The sequence below is a fragment of the Streptomyces sp. bgisy159 genome, from assembly GCF_965341775.1.
Taxonomy (GTDB): domain Bacteria; phylum Actinomycetota; class Actinomycetes; order Streptomycetales; family Streptomycetaceae; genus Streptomyces.
Genome location: NZ_CBDQZH010000040.1, coordinates 38,813 through 54,249 on the forward strand (window position 1 = coordinate 38,813; position 15,437 = coordinate 54,249).

Here is a 15,437-nt window from a genome sequence, read left to right on the forward strand (position 1 = left end):
CCACCTACGAGCTATCCCACTGCTGGAGAGGGTCCGGCCATGAAGCGATCCGCCACCGTCCTGCTCACCGCCCTCGCCCCCGTCTCCTGGGGCACGACCTACGCGGTCACCACGGAGTTCCTGCCGGCCGACCGCCCCCTGTTCACCGGCCTGCTGCGGGCCCTGCCCGCCGGCCTGCTGCTGCTGGCCCTGGCCCGGGTGCTGCCACGCGGCATCTGGTGGGCCAAGGCGGCGGTGCTCGGTGCGCTGAACATCGGCGCGTTCTTCCCGCTGCTGTTCCTGGCGGCGTACCGGCTGCCCGGCGGCATGGCGGCGGTCGTCGGCTCGGTCGGCCCCCTGTTCGTGGTCGGCCTCTCGGCGCTGCTGCTGGCCCAGCGCCCCACCCTTCGCGCGCTGCTCACCGGCGTCGTGGCCGCCCTCGGCGTCAGCCTGGTCGTCCTGAGAGCGGCCGGCGCGCTGGACGCCCTCGGCGTGCTCGCGGCCCTCGCCGCCACCGCCGCCATGTCCGCCGGTACGGTCCTCACCAAGCGGTGGGGCCGCCCCGCGGGTGTCGGTCCGCTGGCCCTGACCGCCTGGCAGCTGACCGCGGGCGGCCTGCTCATCGCCCCGGTCGCCCTGCTCGTCGAGGGCGCCCCGCCCGCCCTGGACGCCCCCGCGGTCGGCGGCTACATGTATCTCGCCCTCGCCAACACGGCCCTCGCCTACTGGCTGTGGTTCCGCGGCATCGGCCGCCTCACCGCCACCCAGGTCACCTTCCTCGGCCCGCTCTCCCCGCTGACCGCCGCCGTCCTCGGCTGGGCTGCCCTCGGCCAGTCCCTCACCCCGCTCCAGCTGACCGGCCTGCTCCTCGCCTTCGGCGCCACGGTGGCGGGCCAGCTCCCGGCGGGCACCGGCACGGTCCGGCCGACGGCCCCCGCCCGTCCCGGCGGCACCACCGTCCCGACGGCCGAGCCCGCACCCGCCGTCTCGGGCCGCTGACCCACCGCCACCTCCTCAGGTCCCCTCCGCCCCGCTCGCCGCCCCCGCCCGGTCTGCAGGACACGTCCGGCACGCACTGGTTGGGCGCGGTGTCGGGGCCGTGCGGTGGTCCCGTAGTGGCCGGCCTCATGGACCAGTCCACCGAGTGGGTCGAAGTCATCGAGACGGGTCGCACCGCAAATGCCCCGCCTGCCCAGGCACCCGGCGCCGCCCTACGCGGCCGGCCCAGGTCAGGGCCGCTCCGCCGGCCCCGCCCTTCCCGCCCGGTCGACCCGGTACACGTCCGGCACGCACAGGTTGACTGCCGTGGCGGCCACGATGAGGGTGGCGCAGGCCAGGAGGACCGTACGGCTGTCCCAGACGTCGGCGGCGAGACCGGCGACGAGGTAGCCGAGGGGGACGGCGAGTCGCTCCCCGACCTGGTTGAACGCGCTCATGCGGCCCAATTCGGCCGGTGGGACGTGGCGTTGGAAGGCGGTGGTCCAGGCGACGATCGCCAGGTCCAGTCCGACCCCGGCGAGCGCGGCGGCGAGGAGCACGTACGGCAACGCCAGTCCCACGCCCAGGGCGAGCAGGGGCAGGGCGAGCCCGGAACCGGTCGTGACCGACACCAGCAGCAGGCGGTGGGTGCGCAGGCGCAGGGCGAGGAGGGTGCCGGCCAGCAGACCGCCCGCGAACGTGGCCTGCACCAACCCCCAGTCGGGGGCGCCCCCGTACCGCCGAGCGGCCACCACCGGGCCGAGGAGCTGGAATCCGGCCAGCCAGGCGGCGACGAGAACCGTTCCCGCCGCCGTGTACGTCCACAGCCAGGCGCGCGACCAGAAGCCGGTCCAGCCCGCCCGCAGGTCGTCGAGCGCGCTGGTCACGGTGAGCGGGGCGTCCAGGCGCAGCCCGAGCAGGAGCGTCGCGGCGACGGCGAAGGTGGCCGCGTCCCAGGCCAGCGCCCAGGCCGGACCGCTCGCGGCGACGACCAGCCCGCCGATGACCGGACCGAGCAACTTGACCGCGTTGCCCGGCAGCCGCAGCAGCGCGTTGGCCCGCTGCAACTGCTCGGCGGTGACCAGCAGGCGCACGGCGCCCTGCGCGGCGGGCGCCGTCACGGCGGTGGCCGCACCGGAGACGAGGCCGCAGGCGGCGATGGCGGCGGTCGTCGCGTGACCCCCGGCGACGATCAGAGCGAGCGCGCCTTGCGCGGCGGCCGCGAGCAGATTGCCGGCGAACAGGATCCGGCTGCGCGACAGCCGGTCCGCGAGCACCCCGCCCGCCAGGAGGAAGGCGATGGCCGGCACGGTGTTGCCTGCCAGCACCAGCGACAGCGAACCGGCGCCCCCGCCGCCCCCGATGACCGAGTAGGCAAGGGCCAGCGGCGCCATCGCGGAGCCGGTCGACGAGATCAGGTGGGCCATCAGGAAGCGCCGGAAGCCGGCGCTGCCCAGTGGCCCTCGGCGGGTCGTCCCCGGCGTCGTGGCGGTCTGCATGGTCTCCCTCGGCTCGGCGGACGATCACCGTAGTCCGAGGACGGGCACGCCGGTTCGGCGCCCCGAAAGGGCTGCTGATGAACCGAGTTGACCCGTTCGCCATGCGTGGTCGTCCTCGCGCCCGCCCTTGCTCTCGCCGCGCCCGGCCTCCGCGTCGCTGGCCTCTGCACGCCCGGCCTCCGCGTCGCTGGCCTCTGCGCCCCCGGCCTCCGCGTCGCTGGCCTCTGCGCGCCGCCCGCCCGCCACGTCGCTGGCCGTCGTGCCCCCGCCACCGCGTCGATCGCCGCCGTCACCGTCCGCCGCAGCGTCTCCGGGGCGGTCCCCGCGCGGGAGCGCAGGTTGAGGCCGTAAGCACGGCCTGGCCTTCGACGTCCTCAGCGACCTGGGGTGCGACACCGCCAAGCAGTACGGCCTCGCCTTCGACCTGCCCGACGACCTGGCCGCCATCTACGCACGCATCGGCTCCGACCTCCACCGTGCCAACGGCGGCCACGCCCGCACCCTCCCGCTCCCCGCCACGTACGTCATCGACACCGCGGGCACGGTCCGTTGGGCCTTCGTCGACACCGACTACACCGCCCGCGCCGAACCGGCCGACATCCTCGCGGCACTGGACGGCCTCACCCCCCTCGGCTGACCGGCACCGCCTCAGCCGCGCTCCACCGCGTACAGGAAGCACCCGTACTCCACGGCCCGTACGTGCACCACCGCCACCGCCGGGTCGGCGAACGCCTCACGCAGCGCGTCGCCGAAGCCGCCGTCGACCAGCCGCCCGCCGAGGATGCGCCCCTCGGCGGAGTAGCGGCGCAGCACCCGGCGGTCGTTGGTGAAGGGCAGGCCGGAACCGGCCGCCGGTCCCGCGCAGGGCACCGCGTGCACGAAGACGGGGCCCTGCTCGTCGTAGGGCCCGGGTTCGGCCCCGGTCCCGGCCGCCCAGCGGCGCAGCGGGGCGTACGACACCAGCGCGATCCGTTCGCCGGGTGTGCTGTGCCGCAGACAGCAGCGCAGCGGGGAGCCGCCCTCCGAGTCGGTGAAGGGGGCTGCGGGGCGGCCGGCGTCGTCGCGGTCCAGCAGGTCCTTCAGGACGTGCGGCGGGATGGCGCGGGGGTGCGGGGTGTCGTACGTCGTCGTCATACGCCCAGGCTGACGCCTGCCCGCCCGTCGCACCGGCGGCTTTCGGACCCGGTGCTGCACCGGGTCCGGGCCCGGCCGCGGGGAGCCTCCCGCCCGGGCCGGCCAGTGGCCCCCGCCGGCCCGGACGGATCCGGACAGGTCAAGGGGTTTCCCTCGTCGCACCGCACCCCGCCCCGTGGAAGGATGGCCGAACCCACACATAACGAGGAGATGACCGCGTGCCTGGCACAAACCTGACTCGCGAAGAGGCACAGCAGCGGGCGAAGCTGCTGACCGTTGACTCGTACGAGATCGATCTCGACCTCTCCGGCGCGCAAGAGGGCGGCACCTACCGGTCCGTGACCATCGTGCGCTTCGACGTCACCGAGAACGGTGCCGAGTCCTTCATCGACCTGGTGGCGCCGGCCGTGCACGAGGTGACCCTCAACGGCGACGCCCTCGACCCCGACGAGGTCTTCAAGGACTCGCGGATCGCGCTCCCGGGGCTGCTGGAGGGCCGCAACGTCCTCCGGGTCGTCGCGGACTGCGCGTACACCAACACCGGTGAGGGCCTGCACCGGTTCGTCGACCCGGTCGACGAGCAGGCCTACCTCTACACGCAGTTCGAGGTACCGGACGCCCGCCGCGTCTTCGCCTCCTTCGAGCAGCCCGACCTGAAGGCCACCTTCCAGTTCACCGTGAAGGCGCCGGCCGGCTGGACGGTCATCTCCAACTCGCCCACGCCCGAGCCCAAGGACGACGTCTGGGCCTTCGAGCCGACGCCGCGGATCTCGTCGTACATCACCGCGCTGATCGTCGGCCCGTACCACTCCGTGCACAGCGTGTACGAGAAGAACGGCCAGAGCGTCCCGCTCGGCATCTACTGCCGCCCCTCGCTCGCCGAGTTCCTGGACTCGGACGCCATCTTCGAGGTCACCCGGCAGGGCTTCGACTGGTTCCAGGAGAAGTTCGACTACGCGTACCCGTTCAAGAAGTACGACCAGCTGTTCGTGCCCGAGTTCAACGCGGGCGCCATGGAGAACGCCGGCGCGGTGACCATCCGCGACCAGTACGTGTTCCGTTCGAAGGTCACGGACGCGGCGTACGAGATCCGCGCCGAGACCATCCTGCACGAGCTGGCCCACATGTGGTTCGGCGACCTGGTCACCATGGAGTGGTGGAACGACCTCTGGCTGAACGAGTCGTTCGCCACCTACACCTCCATCGCCTGCCAGGCATACGCCCCCGGGTCGCGCTGGCCGCACTCGTGGACCACCTTCGCCAACTCCATGAAGACGTGGGCGTACCGGCAGGACCAGCTGCCGTCCACCCACCCGATCATGGCGGAGATCCGCGACCTCGACGACGTGCTCGTCAACTTCGACGGCATCACCTACGCCAAGGGCGCCTCCGTCCTGAAGCAGCTCGTCGCGTACGTCGGCATGGACGAGTTCTTCCAGGGCGTACAGGCGTACTTCAAGCGCCACGCCTACGGCAACACGCGCCTGTCCGACCTGCTCGGCGCCCTGGAGGAGACCTCCGGCCGCGACCTGGGCACCTGGTCGACGAAGTGGCTGGAGACCGCGGGCATCAACGTCCTGCGCCCTGAGATCGAGACGGACGCGGACGGGGTCATCACCTCCTTCGCCGTCCGCCAGGAGGCCCCCGCGCTGCCCGCCGGCGCCAAGGGCGAGCCCACCCTGCGCCCGCACCGCATCGCCGTCGGCCTGTACGACCTGGACGAGGCCTCCGGCAAGCTGCTGCGCGCCGAGCGCGTCGAGCTGGACGTGGACGGCGAACTGACGGCCGTGCCGCAGCTCGTGGGCAAGCGCCGCCCGGCGGTCGTGCTGCTGAACGACGACGACCTCTCCTACGCCAAGGTCCGCCTCGACGAGGCGTCCCTCGCCTTCGTGACCGAGCACCTGGGCGACTTCGAGGCGTCCCTGCCGCGCGCCCTGTGCTGGGCGTCGGCGTGGGACATGACGCGCGACGCCGAACTGGCCACCCGCGACTACCTGTCCCTCGTCCTGTCCGGCATCGGCAAGGAGTCGGACATCGGTGTCGTGCAGTCGCTGCACCGGCAGGTGAAGCTGGCGATCGACCTGTACGCCGACCCGACCGCCCGCGACGCCCTGCTGACCCGCTGGACCGACGCCACCCTGGCCCACCTGCGCGCGGCCGAGCCCGGCGGAGACCACCAGCTGGCCTGGGCCCGCGCCTTCGCGGCGACCGCCCGCACGCCCGAGCAGCTGGACCTGCTGGAAGGGCTGCTGGACGGCACGCAGACGATCGACGGGCTGGCCGTGGACACCGAGCTGCGCTGGGCGCTCGTGCAGCGGCTGGCCGCCGTCGGCCGCTTCGACGAGGCGGAGATCGCCGGCGAGTACGAGCGCGACCGGACCGCCGCCGGCGAGCGCCACGCCGCCACGGCCCGCGCCGCCCGCCCGACCGCCGCGGCCAAGTCCGAGGCGTGGGCGTCGGTCGTGGAGTCCGGCAACCTCCCGAACGCCGTCCAGGAGGCCGTCATCGCCGGCTTCGTCCAGACCGACCAGCGCGAACTGCTCGCCCCCTACGCGGACAAGTACTTCGAGGTGGTCAAGGACATCTGGGACTCCCGCTCCCACGAGATCGCCCAGCAGATCGCGGTCGGCCTCTACCCGTCGATCCAGGTCTCCGCCGACACCCTGACCAAGACGGACACCTGGCTGGCGGCCACCGGCCCGAACGCGGCCCTGCGCCGCCTGGTCTCCGAGTCCCGCGCGGGCGTGGAACGCGCCCTCAAGGCCCAGCAGGCGGACGCGGCGGCCCAGTGACCGGCCGTCCCCTTCGCGTCTGAGGGGGCGCCCGGTGTGCAGCACACCGGGCGCCCCCGTTCCTTCGGCGCGGGGCGGCGAGCACCCGGCCCCGCAGCGTCCCGTCCCCGGCCGCCTGAGCGCCCCGCCCGGCCGGGCGCGCGACACGGTCCGGCCCGGAACGACGACCGCCCTCCCCGCCGAGGCGGGAAGGGCAGGGTTCGTCGGAGCCGGGCCGCCCGGGTGTCAGCCCTTCAGCTCGGCCGCGACCAGCTCCGCCAGCTGCACCGCGTTCAGCGCGGCACCCTTGCGGAGGTTGTCGTTGGAGATGAACAGCGCCAGGCCGTGCTCCACCGTCTCGTCGCGGCGGACGCGGCCCACGTACGACGGGTCCTGGCCGGCCGCCTGCAGCGGGGTCGGGATGTCGGTGACCGCGACACCGGGGGCCGCCGCCAGCAGCTCGATCGCGCGCTCGGGGCTGATCGGGCGGGCGAACCGGGCGTTGACCTGCAGGGAGTGGCCGGAGAACACCGGCACGCGCACACAGGTGCCGGATACCTTCAGCTCGGGGATCTCCAGGATCTTGCGGGACTCGTTGCGGAGCTTCTGCTCCTCGTCGGTCTCGTTCAGACCGTCGTCGACGATCGACCCGGCGAGCGGGAGCACGTTGAACGCGATCGGGCGCTGGTAGACGCCGGGCTCGGGGAAGTCGACCGCCGAACCGTCGTGGGTGAGCTTGTCGGCGTCGGCGATCACCTTCTGCGCCTGGCCGTGCAGCTCCGCCACGCCCGCGAGACCGGAGCCGGACACCGCCTGGTAGGTGGCGACGACCAGCGCCTCCAGGCCGGCCTCCTCGTGCAGCGGCTTCAGGACCGGCATCGCGGCCATCGTGGTGCAGTTCGGGTTGGCGACGATGCCCTTGGGGCGGTCCGCGACGGCGTGCGGGTTCACCTCGGAGACGACCAGCGGCACCTCGGGGTCCCGGCGCCACGCCGAGGAGTTGTCGATCACGACAGCGCCCTGCGCGGCGACCTTCTCGGCCAGCGCCTTCGAGGTGGCGCCGCCCGCGGAGAACAGCACGATGTCCAGGCCGGTGTAGTCGGCGGTGGACGCGTCCTCGACGGTGACGCCGTCCAGGACCGACCCGGCCGAGCGGGCCGAGGCGAACAGGCGCAGCTGCGTGACCGGGAAGTTCCGCTCCTGGAGGATCCTGCGCATGACCGTGCCGACCTGACCGGTGGCTCCGACGATTCCGACCCTCACGGTGACTCCCTGTCTCGTTTCCTGCGTAATGCCCGACCGAGGCTTTTCCATCATGCGGCCGACCCCGGCCCACCTGTCCAATCGTTTGGTCCCGGTGGTCAACCCGTGGGACGCCCGGCAGCGGCCGACGGTTCGTCCCGGGGCGCGGAAATACCGCTCGCACCCTCGCTGAACTGGAGGAATTCATCCGGCCGGGCTCCCGTGCCGGAAGCTCGCCTGCCCGTCGCGCGGCGGCTCACACCCAGTGTGACGTACGCCTCTGCGCCCCCGGCGCACAAGGCGCCGAACGTTTCCGCCCCCGTCGGCGTCATAGGGGAAACGCGGTGAGGGGAGGGCGTGCTGTGCTGCGCGGGAGGGCCCGCCGCGGCCGGCGGACGGTCGTGGCCGAGCACGGGGGCGGCCCCGGCGGCGATCCGCTGGACGCGGCGCAGGAACGCCGGGTGCGGGCGGTGCTCGCGCTCGGCGGGGTACCGCAGGCGGACCTGCCGGACGGGGTGCAGCAGGTCCGCCTGCGGCTGCTGGAACGCGCGGCCGGCGGCCGGGAGGCGCCCCGGGACGTCTCGGCGTGGGCGGCGGTGGTCGCCTCCAACCTCGCCATGGACTGGCACCGCGCCCGACGGCGCCGGGAGCGGCTGGGGGAGCGGCTGGCCTCCCTGCGCCAGTTCGAGCAGCCCTCCGGTGAGGACACCAGCGTGCTCTCCCTCGCGCTCGCGCAGGGCCTGGACGAACTGCCCGCCGCCCAGCGGCAGGTCGTGGTGCTGCGCTTCTACGCCGACCTGCCGGTGCGCTCCATCGCCGAGGAACTCGGCGTCCCGGAGGGCACGGTCAAGAGCCGCCTCCACACGGCGGTCCGGGCCCTGCGCGCCCGCCTGCACGAGGACGAGGTGGTGTGACATGCCCGCCGGACACGACGAGCGCGACGGCCGCGACCAGCGTGATGGCCACGACGAGCGCGACGGCCGCGACCAGCGTGATGGCCGCGGCGAGCTCGGCGGCCGTGATCAGCGTGATGGCCGCGACAAGCTCGACCGCCGCGACCAGCGTGATGGCATTGACGAGCCCGACCAGCCCGACCAGCCCGACCAGCCCGACCAGCCCGACCCGCGCGACGACCGGGCCCCGCGTGGCCTCCCGCACCAGCCGGACCCCGGTGACGTGTCCGGCGCCCGGGACGCTCTGATGGCCGCCCTCTCCGACGCCGGGCTCTCCGAGGCGGAACGCGCGGACCCCGGCTTCCTGGCCGAGCACCGGGCCGCCACCGCCGACCTGGCCCTGCTCCGCACCCACCTGACGGCTCTCGCGGACACCCTCACCGGGACGCCCCCCGCGACCGACGACCGCCCCGCACCGGCACGCGCCCCCGACCCGGCCCCCGTACACCCGCTGCCCCCGTCCCGGCGTCGCCGTCCCCGGAGCCGTGCGCTGCAGGCGGTGGGTGTCGCCGCGGCCGGGGTCATGGTGCTCTGGGGCGGGCTGCTGCTCGCGCGGGGCGGGGGCGCGGGGGACACGGCTGTGTCCAGCGGGGCGGAGAAGGCCCGGTCGGACGCCGGGTCGGGCACCGCCGAGGACTCCGCAGAGGCGGCGTACGGCCCGCTGAGCGACCCCGGTTACCTCGCGTGCGCCCGTGCGGTCGTCGAGGGTGACGTCACCGTCGTGCGGCAGCGGGCCGGCACCGGCGACCGCCGGATCACCCTGCGCGTCACCCGCTCCTACAAGCCGGCGCGGGCCGCCGCCTCGCTCACGGTCACGGTCCCCCGCGACCTCGATCCCCTGCTCGCCGAGGGCGACCACGTGCTCCTGGCGCTCTCGCCGGGCTCGGCCGTCCCGGACGTCTGGGCGGTCGGCGAGAGCCGTGTCGCTGCGGAACGGTCGGCGCTGGACCGCTCCCTGCCCGCGGCCGAGCACCTGGACTGCGCTCCGGGTGGCTGACGCCCGCCCGGCCGGCCACCGGACGTCGCAGGAGGGCGACGACACCCGTACGTCGAAGGGGCGGGCGCCGCCCCCACCGCGCCCGCCCCTGACCGCCGTACACCTGCCGCAGCCGGCGTACGTCCCCACCACGGCACCCCCCCCGACCATGGCCCCCCGCCCCGGCTTTCCCCCCAGCCATGGCTCCCCTCACCGCGGCCCCCACCGCGGCTCCCCTCCACCGCGGCACCCCCTGCCACGGCCCCCCCCACCGCGGCCGGTCCCCCGACCCGAGTAGGTCTACGGCTCGAACTTGTCCCACACCCAGCTGCCGGTGTCCTCGGTCGGCTTCTCCGGCTTCGGCATCGGCGGGTCGCCGAGGTCGTCCTCGATGACGACCGGGGCGGGTGGCGTGTCCGCCGCGACGGCGGCCGAGGCCCCGAGCGTCAGCGGCAGTGCCAGGGCCGCGACGACCGCCGCGGTGCCGACGGCGGTCCGGGCGGCTCGCCTGGTGATCTGTCTCATGCTGTGCCTCTGCATTCCTTGGTTCCCAAGCGCCTGCGGACACGATCATGTGCGGTGTGTCCGGCCGCTGTCAGTACGTGACCACTGGCATGAGGCGGCCATGGCAGCCTCATGCCACCCCCCGGGGGGTTTCACGCGGGGGGTTTCACGCCGGCCAGGCTCTCGCCGGGCGCACCTGCCAGGGGGCGTTCAGATAGGGGTCGGGGGCGCAGCAGTCGAGGGTCCAGCCGGAGAGCGGTCCGGGGGCGGTCAGCCAGTGCTCCCAGCCGTGCCGGGCGAGCACGGTCGCCTCGTTGCGGGACGGGGCCTCCACGAAGGTCATGACCACCACGGAGGTGCCCCGGCGGACCGGCGACACATGGGCGATCCCCGGCCGGGGCGCGGCCCGGCTGAGCCGTGTGACGTCGTCGAGCCACCGGTCGCCGGGCAGAACGTCCGGCGGCGCGGGGCCCTCGGCGAACGCGGGCCCGGGCGGCGGGAGGAGGACGACCTTGACTGCGTACACCCGGCGACCTTAGGCGGCCGGACGGCGGCCCGGCCGCGCGTCAGCCCTGACCGCCACCGGTCATGGCAGGGAGCGGCCACCCCTTGCGGCACCAGCCCCCCGCCCGCCTCGCGGCCCTGGTCCCCGCCCGCCTCGCGGCCCTGCCCCGCCCGTCTCCCTGCCCCTGCCCAGTACGTCCCCCGTCGCCCCTCACAACCACCCCCGGCGCACCGCCTCCGCCCCCGCCTGGAAGCGGCTCTGGACACCGAGACGTTTCTGCAGATCGGCGGTGTTGCGGCGGACGGTACGCAGGGAGACGCCCATCTTGCGGGCGATGCCCTCGTCGGTCATGCCCCCCGCCAGCATCCTCAGCAGCGCGCTCTCCCGGTCGGTGGGCGCGTCGTCCGAGGGTTCCTGGGGCGGCTCGCCGAGCGGTACCGCGCTCTCCCACACCAGGTCGAACAGCTCCTCCAGCGCCCGCACCATGCTGGGGTAGCGGATCAGCAGGGCGCCCTGCTTGCTGTCGTCGGGGTCGATGGGGATCACGGCGGCGGCGCGGTCGCACAGGATCATGCGCATCGGCAGCGTCGGCACGGTCCGCGTCTCCCCGCCGACGGAGGCCAGCCAGGTCGCGTACTCGACGGTCGCGGAGTCGTTGCGCACGCTGTCGAGGTAGACGGTCCGCATCCGCACCCCGCGCGCCAGGTTCTGCTCGTCCAGTGGCCGTCCCGCCTCCAGCGCGGCGGCGCTGAGCGCGCCGCCCGGCACGAAGGTGTGGACGTCGGAGCGGGCGCCGTGGGCGAGTTCCATCAGCCGGACCCGTACCGCGTCCACGCCCTCCAGCCGCTCCACCCCGCTGTCCCCGCGGTGCGCGGTGATCGCGGTGTACTCGGCGGCGAGGGTGGCCAGCGCGGCCCGCTCACGGGACAACCGGGCGCGCTGCTCGTCGAGTTCGGCCTCCTTGCGCAGCAGCAGCGGGGAGATGACCACCTCGGGGCTGACCGGCACGAACTGGTGGTCGGTGGCCTCGTGCAGCAGGGACAGCTGGGTGAGCCGGTCGAGCGCCGCACGGACCTCGGCGGGGGCCAGACCGGTCTCCCGGGCGATGTCCTCCAGGGTCCAGGACGGGTGCAGCAGCAGGGCCCGGTAGACGTCGTGCGTGGAGCCGTCTATGCCGATGGAGTCCAGCAACGTTCCCCCTGGCGGTTCGTGACGGTCAGGTCGGCTGGGCCGACGGTACCGGATCTTCCGCCCCTCACCGCGGGAGCCGCCCGGCTGGCAGGCTGCGGCCATGGCCACCGGGTGCCAGGTGCGGGGCCGTCCGGGGCGTCCCGGGCGGGCCTAGGGTCGTAGCCATCCGGACCGGGACCCGAGGACGGCGCCGCGCGGGGGGCGGTACCGCCCGGTCGGGCCCAGGGAAAAAGGGGCGGGTGCTTTGGGGAGCACCCGCCCCTCTTTTCGTTCTCTCGGCCGGCGCTCCGCGGGCGACCGCCGGCCGCGCGGAGCGCCGGTGTACGGCAGGCCGGCGACGGTCGCCGCCGGTGTGCCGCTAGCCGACGACCTTCTGGATCACCACCGTGCCGGTGCCCGCCGCGGTGCCCCGGGCGTTGATCAGCCGGACCTCGCCGAAGAGCTGACGGCCCTCGGGGCCGGCCGACCGGGCGACCACGTCACCGGAGATCGTCGCGGACGCGCCGCTGGCGATGGAGACGCTCCTGGTGGTGTCGACGTTCACCGTGCCGAGGTCGGCGGAGAAGTAGACGTCCTTGTAGGAGAACGTCGTGGTGCCCGCCGGCACGCTGTAGCCGTCGACCACGACCGTGTACGTCCCGGCGGCGGGCTCGGTCAGGCTGACCGACTCCTCCGAGTCGCCGTCGGCGGACTGGCCGACGGTGACGCCGTCCTTGAGGACGGTCAGGTCCAGGTCGGCGTTCGGGTCGGAGGTCGAGCCGATGGCGATGTCGAACCGCTCGACGCCCTCGGGGACGACGACCGTGCTGCGCTGCGACTCGTGGTGGCCGATGGTCGGCGTCGCGATCTTCGCGGAGCCCAGCGAGCCGCCCTCCAGCTTGCCCTGAAGGGCCGCGAAGTCGTTGGTCACGGTCCACTCGGCGGTGACCGGCGTGCCGACCGTGGCCTCGGGGACGGTCCGCACGGCCGGCTCGAAGACCGTGCCGAGCACCGAGACGTCCAGCTTGTACGGGTTGTCGAGGAACGGCGAGGTGCGCCGCGACTCGACCTCGATCTCCCAGACGCCGGGCAGCGGGTCGGTGTAGGTCCGCAGGTCGGGACGGCAGGTGTTGGGGCTGTCCGGCACCGAGTAGTGCGGGTAGCAGTAGATCGTCGAGCTGTCCTCGACCGGCACGCCGTACGGGTTGATGGTGATGAACCGGGTCTGGCTGTCGCCCTTCAGCCCGCCGAGCGCGACCTCCAGGGTCCTGGCGCCCTGCGGCACGGTCACGAAGTACGAGGTGCTGCTGTTGCGCTGCACCGAGGCGGACTTGGTGAACGCGTACGACGGCTTTGCCAGTTCGTGGGAGGCGACGACGGTGGTGAGGATCTGCTTGTCGACGCCCTCGGTGTCCTCGTCGTCCAGCTCCAGGATGGCGCTGTGCGCGCCGGCGCTCTTCGCCTTCGCCCGCACCTTGACGGTGACCGGCTTGTTCAGCGGGAGTTCGACCTCGTCGTCACCGAGCAGCTTGAAGGTGCCGTCGTTGTTCTTCCACTCCAGCTCGTGCTCGACGGTGCCGGCCGGGCCGGACGTACGGGTGATGGTGATGTCGTACGTCTTCTTCTGGCCGACCTTCAGGCCGCCCTCACGGTCGTAGAGGCCGGTGCCGAAGCCCGGCTCCTTCAGCAGCTGGTCGATCGCGGTGTCGACCGGCGCCTTGACGGTGTAGTCGTGCGCGGTCGCGCCGTCCTTGATGGCGTCCCACGCCTGCACGATACGGATCAGGCCCGCGCCCTGGACGTGCGCCGGCACGCCCTTGATGGTGCGCGCGGTGCTGGTCAGCGCGGTGCGCAGGGTCAGCGGCGACAGCGGGATGTGACGCTGCTTGGCGGCGGACAGCAGCAGCGCGCTCGCCCCGGCGGCCTGCGGGGAGGACATCGAGGTGCCCTGCAGCATGGCGTAGCCGGGCGGCAGGCTGTAGCCGGCCTCGGCGGTCGGGGAGCCCGGCGCCCAGGTCTGGATGGTGTTGATGGCGGCGCCCGGCGCGGTCAGCGTCGGCGTGAAGCCGCCGTCCTCGCGGGGGCCGGCGGAGGAGAAGGGCAGCATGGCGTACTTCTTCTTCACCACGGAGCCGTAGTTGGCCGCCCAGGTCTCCTTGGAGATGGAGGCGCCGACGCTGATGACCTTGTCGGCCAGGCCGGGGTCGCCGATGGTGTTGGTGCCGGGGCCCTCGTTGCCGGCGGAGATCACCAGCTGGACGCCGTACTGGTCGATGAGCCGGGTGTAGAGCTCGGCGCGGGCGTTGTTGCCGTCGTTCAGCGCGGGCAGGCCGCCGATCGACATGTTGACGATGTCCACGCCACGCTTGGTGACGAGGTCGATCATGCCCTCGGTGAGCGCGACATTGGTGCAGCCGCCGGTCCAGGTGCAGGCCCGGGAGGAGACGATCTTCGCGCCGGGCGCGGCACCGTTCATCTTCCCGCCGAACAGGCCGTTGGCGGCGGTGATGCCCGCGACGTGGGTGCCGTGCCGGCCCTCGATGACGCCGATGCTGACGTAGTCGGACTTGTCGCCGGCCTGGTCGTACGTGACGTCCTTGCGGATCTCCACGACGAACGGGATGCGCTCGGCGATGGCGGTGGCCGGGTCGTCGGTGCCGAAGTAGCCGATCTGGAAGCCGTCCTTGTACGGCTTCATGGCCTCTTCGTCCGTGAAGTCCCCGTCGTTGTCGAGGTCCACCCGGACGGTGCTGGCGGCGGGGTCGTAGAGCACGCCCCAGACGTCGGTGGTGTCGCCGTCGCGGTTGAGGTCGCCGGCCATGTCGCCGCCGCGGGTGGCGGACTCGGCGAAGGTCTGCAGCTTGTACGCGCCCGCGGGCGCCTTCCAGGTGCGGCCGCCGGCGGTGAACACGGGGCCGGTCACCGAGGCGTTCATCCGCAGCCAGGTGCCGTCGCGGTCGGTGACCGGGTCGGTCGCGGTCACCCAGTCGACGATCTTGCGCTCGCCGGTGGTGGTCTTCTGCAGCGCCGGGTGGGCGATGTCGACGCCGGAGTCGAGGATGCCGATGGTGACGCCGCGGCCGTCGTACCTCGGGTGGTCCTTCACGAAGGACACCGCGCCCGTCTCGAAGGACGGGTTGTACGGGTTCCTGGCGGGCGTCTTCCGGCCGGGAGCGGGGTAGCCGGCGCCGTGGCCGGTCGCGTCGGCGGTGCTGCCGGGGGCCGGGTCGTCCAGGGCGATCTCCTGGCGCAGGTCGATGGCCTGTACGGAGGAGAGCTTGGTGGCGGCGGTGAGGGCCTTGTCGGCCTTGCCGGTCGGGACGGTGGCGCGGACGTAGCCGAGCTTGTCGTCGGTCCTGCCGATCAGGGTGCCGCCCTCGGCGGTCAGCTGGTCGCGGACCTGCTCGGTCCGGCCGGGTGTGGTCGCCACCATGAAGGTGACCGTCCGGTCGCCATCGGCCTTGGCCTCGGCCAGTAGCTGCGCGTCGTCCGAACCGAGCTTGTCGTCGGCGGACTTGGCGGGCTGGGTGGCGGGCGCGGGCGCCGGGTCGTCGGCGGTCGCGGCGAGGGCGGCGGGTATCGGACCTGCCGCGGCCAGCGCGGCGACGAGACCGGCGGCCACGGCTGTGCGGGCCACGCGTCTCGCGACCGGTGCCGGGCCGCGGTGGGGGGTGTGGGTCATCGGCATCCCTTGTAGCTGAAGGAACGTGCGTCGGACGACCGCAC

The 15,437-nt window shown here is 73.7% G+C and carries 11 protein-coding genes and 1 pseudogene; 5 read left to right on the top strand and 7 right to left on the bottom strand.

The features are described 5' to 3' along the window. Positions 1–39: 39 nt before the first annotated feature. Entirely contained in the window at positions 40–978 is a 939-nt protein-coding gene (locus ACSLTV_RS28675) for an EamA family transporter (protein WP_432133048.1), read from the top strand. 230 nt (positions 979–1,208) lie between these two features. Here ACSLTV_RS28675 and ACSLTV_RS28680 read toward each other — a convergent pair whose 3' ends face one another. Further along, positions 1,209–2,456 (bottom strand): MFS transporter, encoded by a 1,248-nt coding sequence (locus tag ACSLTV_RS28680; protein ID WP_435613139.1) that lies wholly within the window; start codon positions 2,454–2,456, stop codon positions 1,209–1,211. Between the two features lie 349 nt (positions 2,457–2,805). Here ACSLTV_RS28680 and ACSLTV_RS28685 point away from each other — a divergent pair. After that, positions 2,806–3,093, top strand: a pseudogene (locus ACSLTV_RS28685) (redoxin domain-containing protein); the annotation flags it as partial. An 11-nt stretch (positions 3,094–3,104) separates the two neighbouring features. Here the strand turns inward: ACSLTV_RS28685 and ACSLTV_RS28690 are convergent. Then, a complete protein-coding gene (locus ACSLTV_RS28690) occupies positions 3,105–3,590 on the bottom strand; it encodes a DUF1203 domain-containing protein (protein WP_432133046.1) in 486 nt (161 codons plus the stop codon). Positions 3,591–3,808: 218 nt separating this feature from the next. Here ACSLTV_RS28690 and pepN point away from each other — a divergent pair, with 218 nt between their 5' ends. After that, the gene (pepN, locus tag ACSLTV_RS28695; protein ID WP_432133045.1) at positions 3,809–6,382 is read left to right on the top strand and encodes an aminopeptidase N; all 2,574 of its coding nucleotides are present in this window, start codon (positions 3,809–3,811) and stop codon (positions 6,380–6,382) included. A 225-nt stretch (positions 6,383–6,607) separates the two neighbouring features. Here the strand turns inward: pepN and ACSLTV_RS28700 are convergent, their stop codons facing one another. Then, complete coding sequence (locus ACSLTV_RS28700) at positions 6,608–7,624, bottom strand: aspartate-semialdehyde dehydrogenase (RefSeq protein ID WP_432133044.1); 1,017 nt, start codon at positions 7,622–7,624, stop codon at positions 6,608–6,610. A 341-nt stretch (positions 7,625–7,965) separates the two neighbouring features. Between ACSLTV_RS28700 and ACSLTV_RS28705 the strand changes: the two genes are divergently transcribed. Next, positions 7,966–8,517: a sigma-70 family RNA polymerase sigma factor gene (locus ACSLTV_RS28705; RefSeq protein ID WP_432133043.1), complete on the top strand. Its 552-nt coding sequence runs from the start codon at positions 7,966–7,968 to the stop codon at positions 8,515–8,517. Position 8,518: 1 nt separating this feature from the next. Continuing rightward, the gene (locus ACSLTV_RS28710) at positions 8,519–9,553 is read left to right on the top strand and encodes a hypothetical protein (RefSeq protein WP_435613140.1); all 1,035 of its coding nucleotides are present in this window, start codon (positions 8,519–8,521) and stop codon (positions 9,551–9,553) included. Between the two features lie 279 nt (positions 9,554–9,832). On the opposite strand, the gene ACSLTV_RS28715 is transcribed toward ACSLTV_RS28710, so the two are convergent. The 4 genes from ACSLTV_RS28715 to ACSLTV_RS28730 form a co-directional block, all read right to left on the bottom strand. Beyond that, positions 9,833–10,057, bottom strand: a complete 225-nt coding sequence (locus ACSLTV_RS28715; RefSeq protein ID WP_432133041.1) for a hypothetical protein — start codon at positions 10,055–10,057, stop codon at positions 9,833–9,835. A gap of 145 nt (positions 10,058–10,202) precedes the next feature. After that, entirely contained in the window at positions 10,203–10,562 is a 360-nt protein-coding gene (locus ACSLTV_RS28720) for a hypothetical protein (RefSeq protein ID WP_432133040.1), read from the bottom strand. A 189-nt stretch (positions 10,563–10,751) separates the two neighbouring features. After that, positions 10,752–11,732, bottom strand: a complete 981-nt coding sequence (locus ACSLTV_RS28725) for a LuxR C-terminal-related transcriptional regulator (RefSeq protein WP_432133039.1) — start codon at positions 11,730–11,732, stop codon at positions 10,752–10,754. Between the two features lie 358 nt (positions 11,733–12,090). Further along, entirely contained in the window at positions 12,091–15,393 is a 3,303-nt protein-coding gene (locus ACSLTV_RS28730) for a S8 family serine peptidase (protein WP_435613141.1), read from the bottom strand. Between the last annotated feature and the right edge of the window lie 44 nt (positions 15,394–15,437).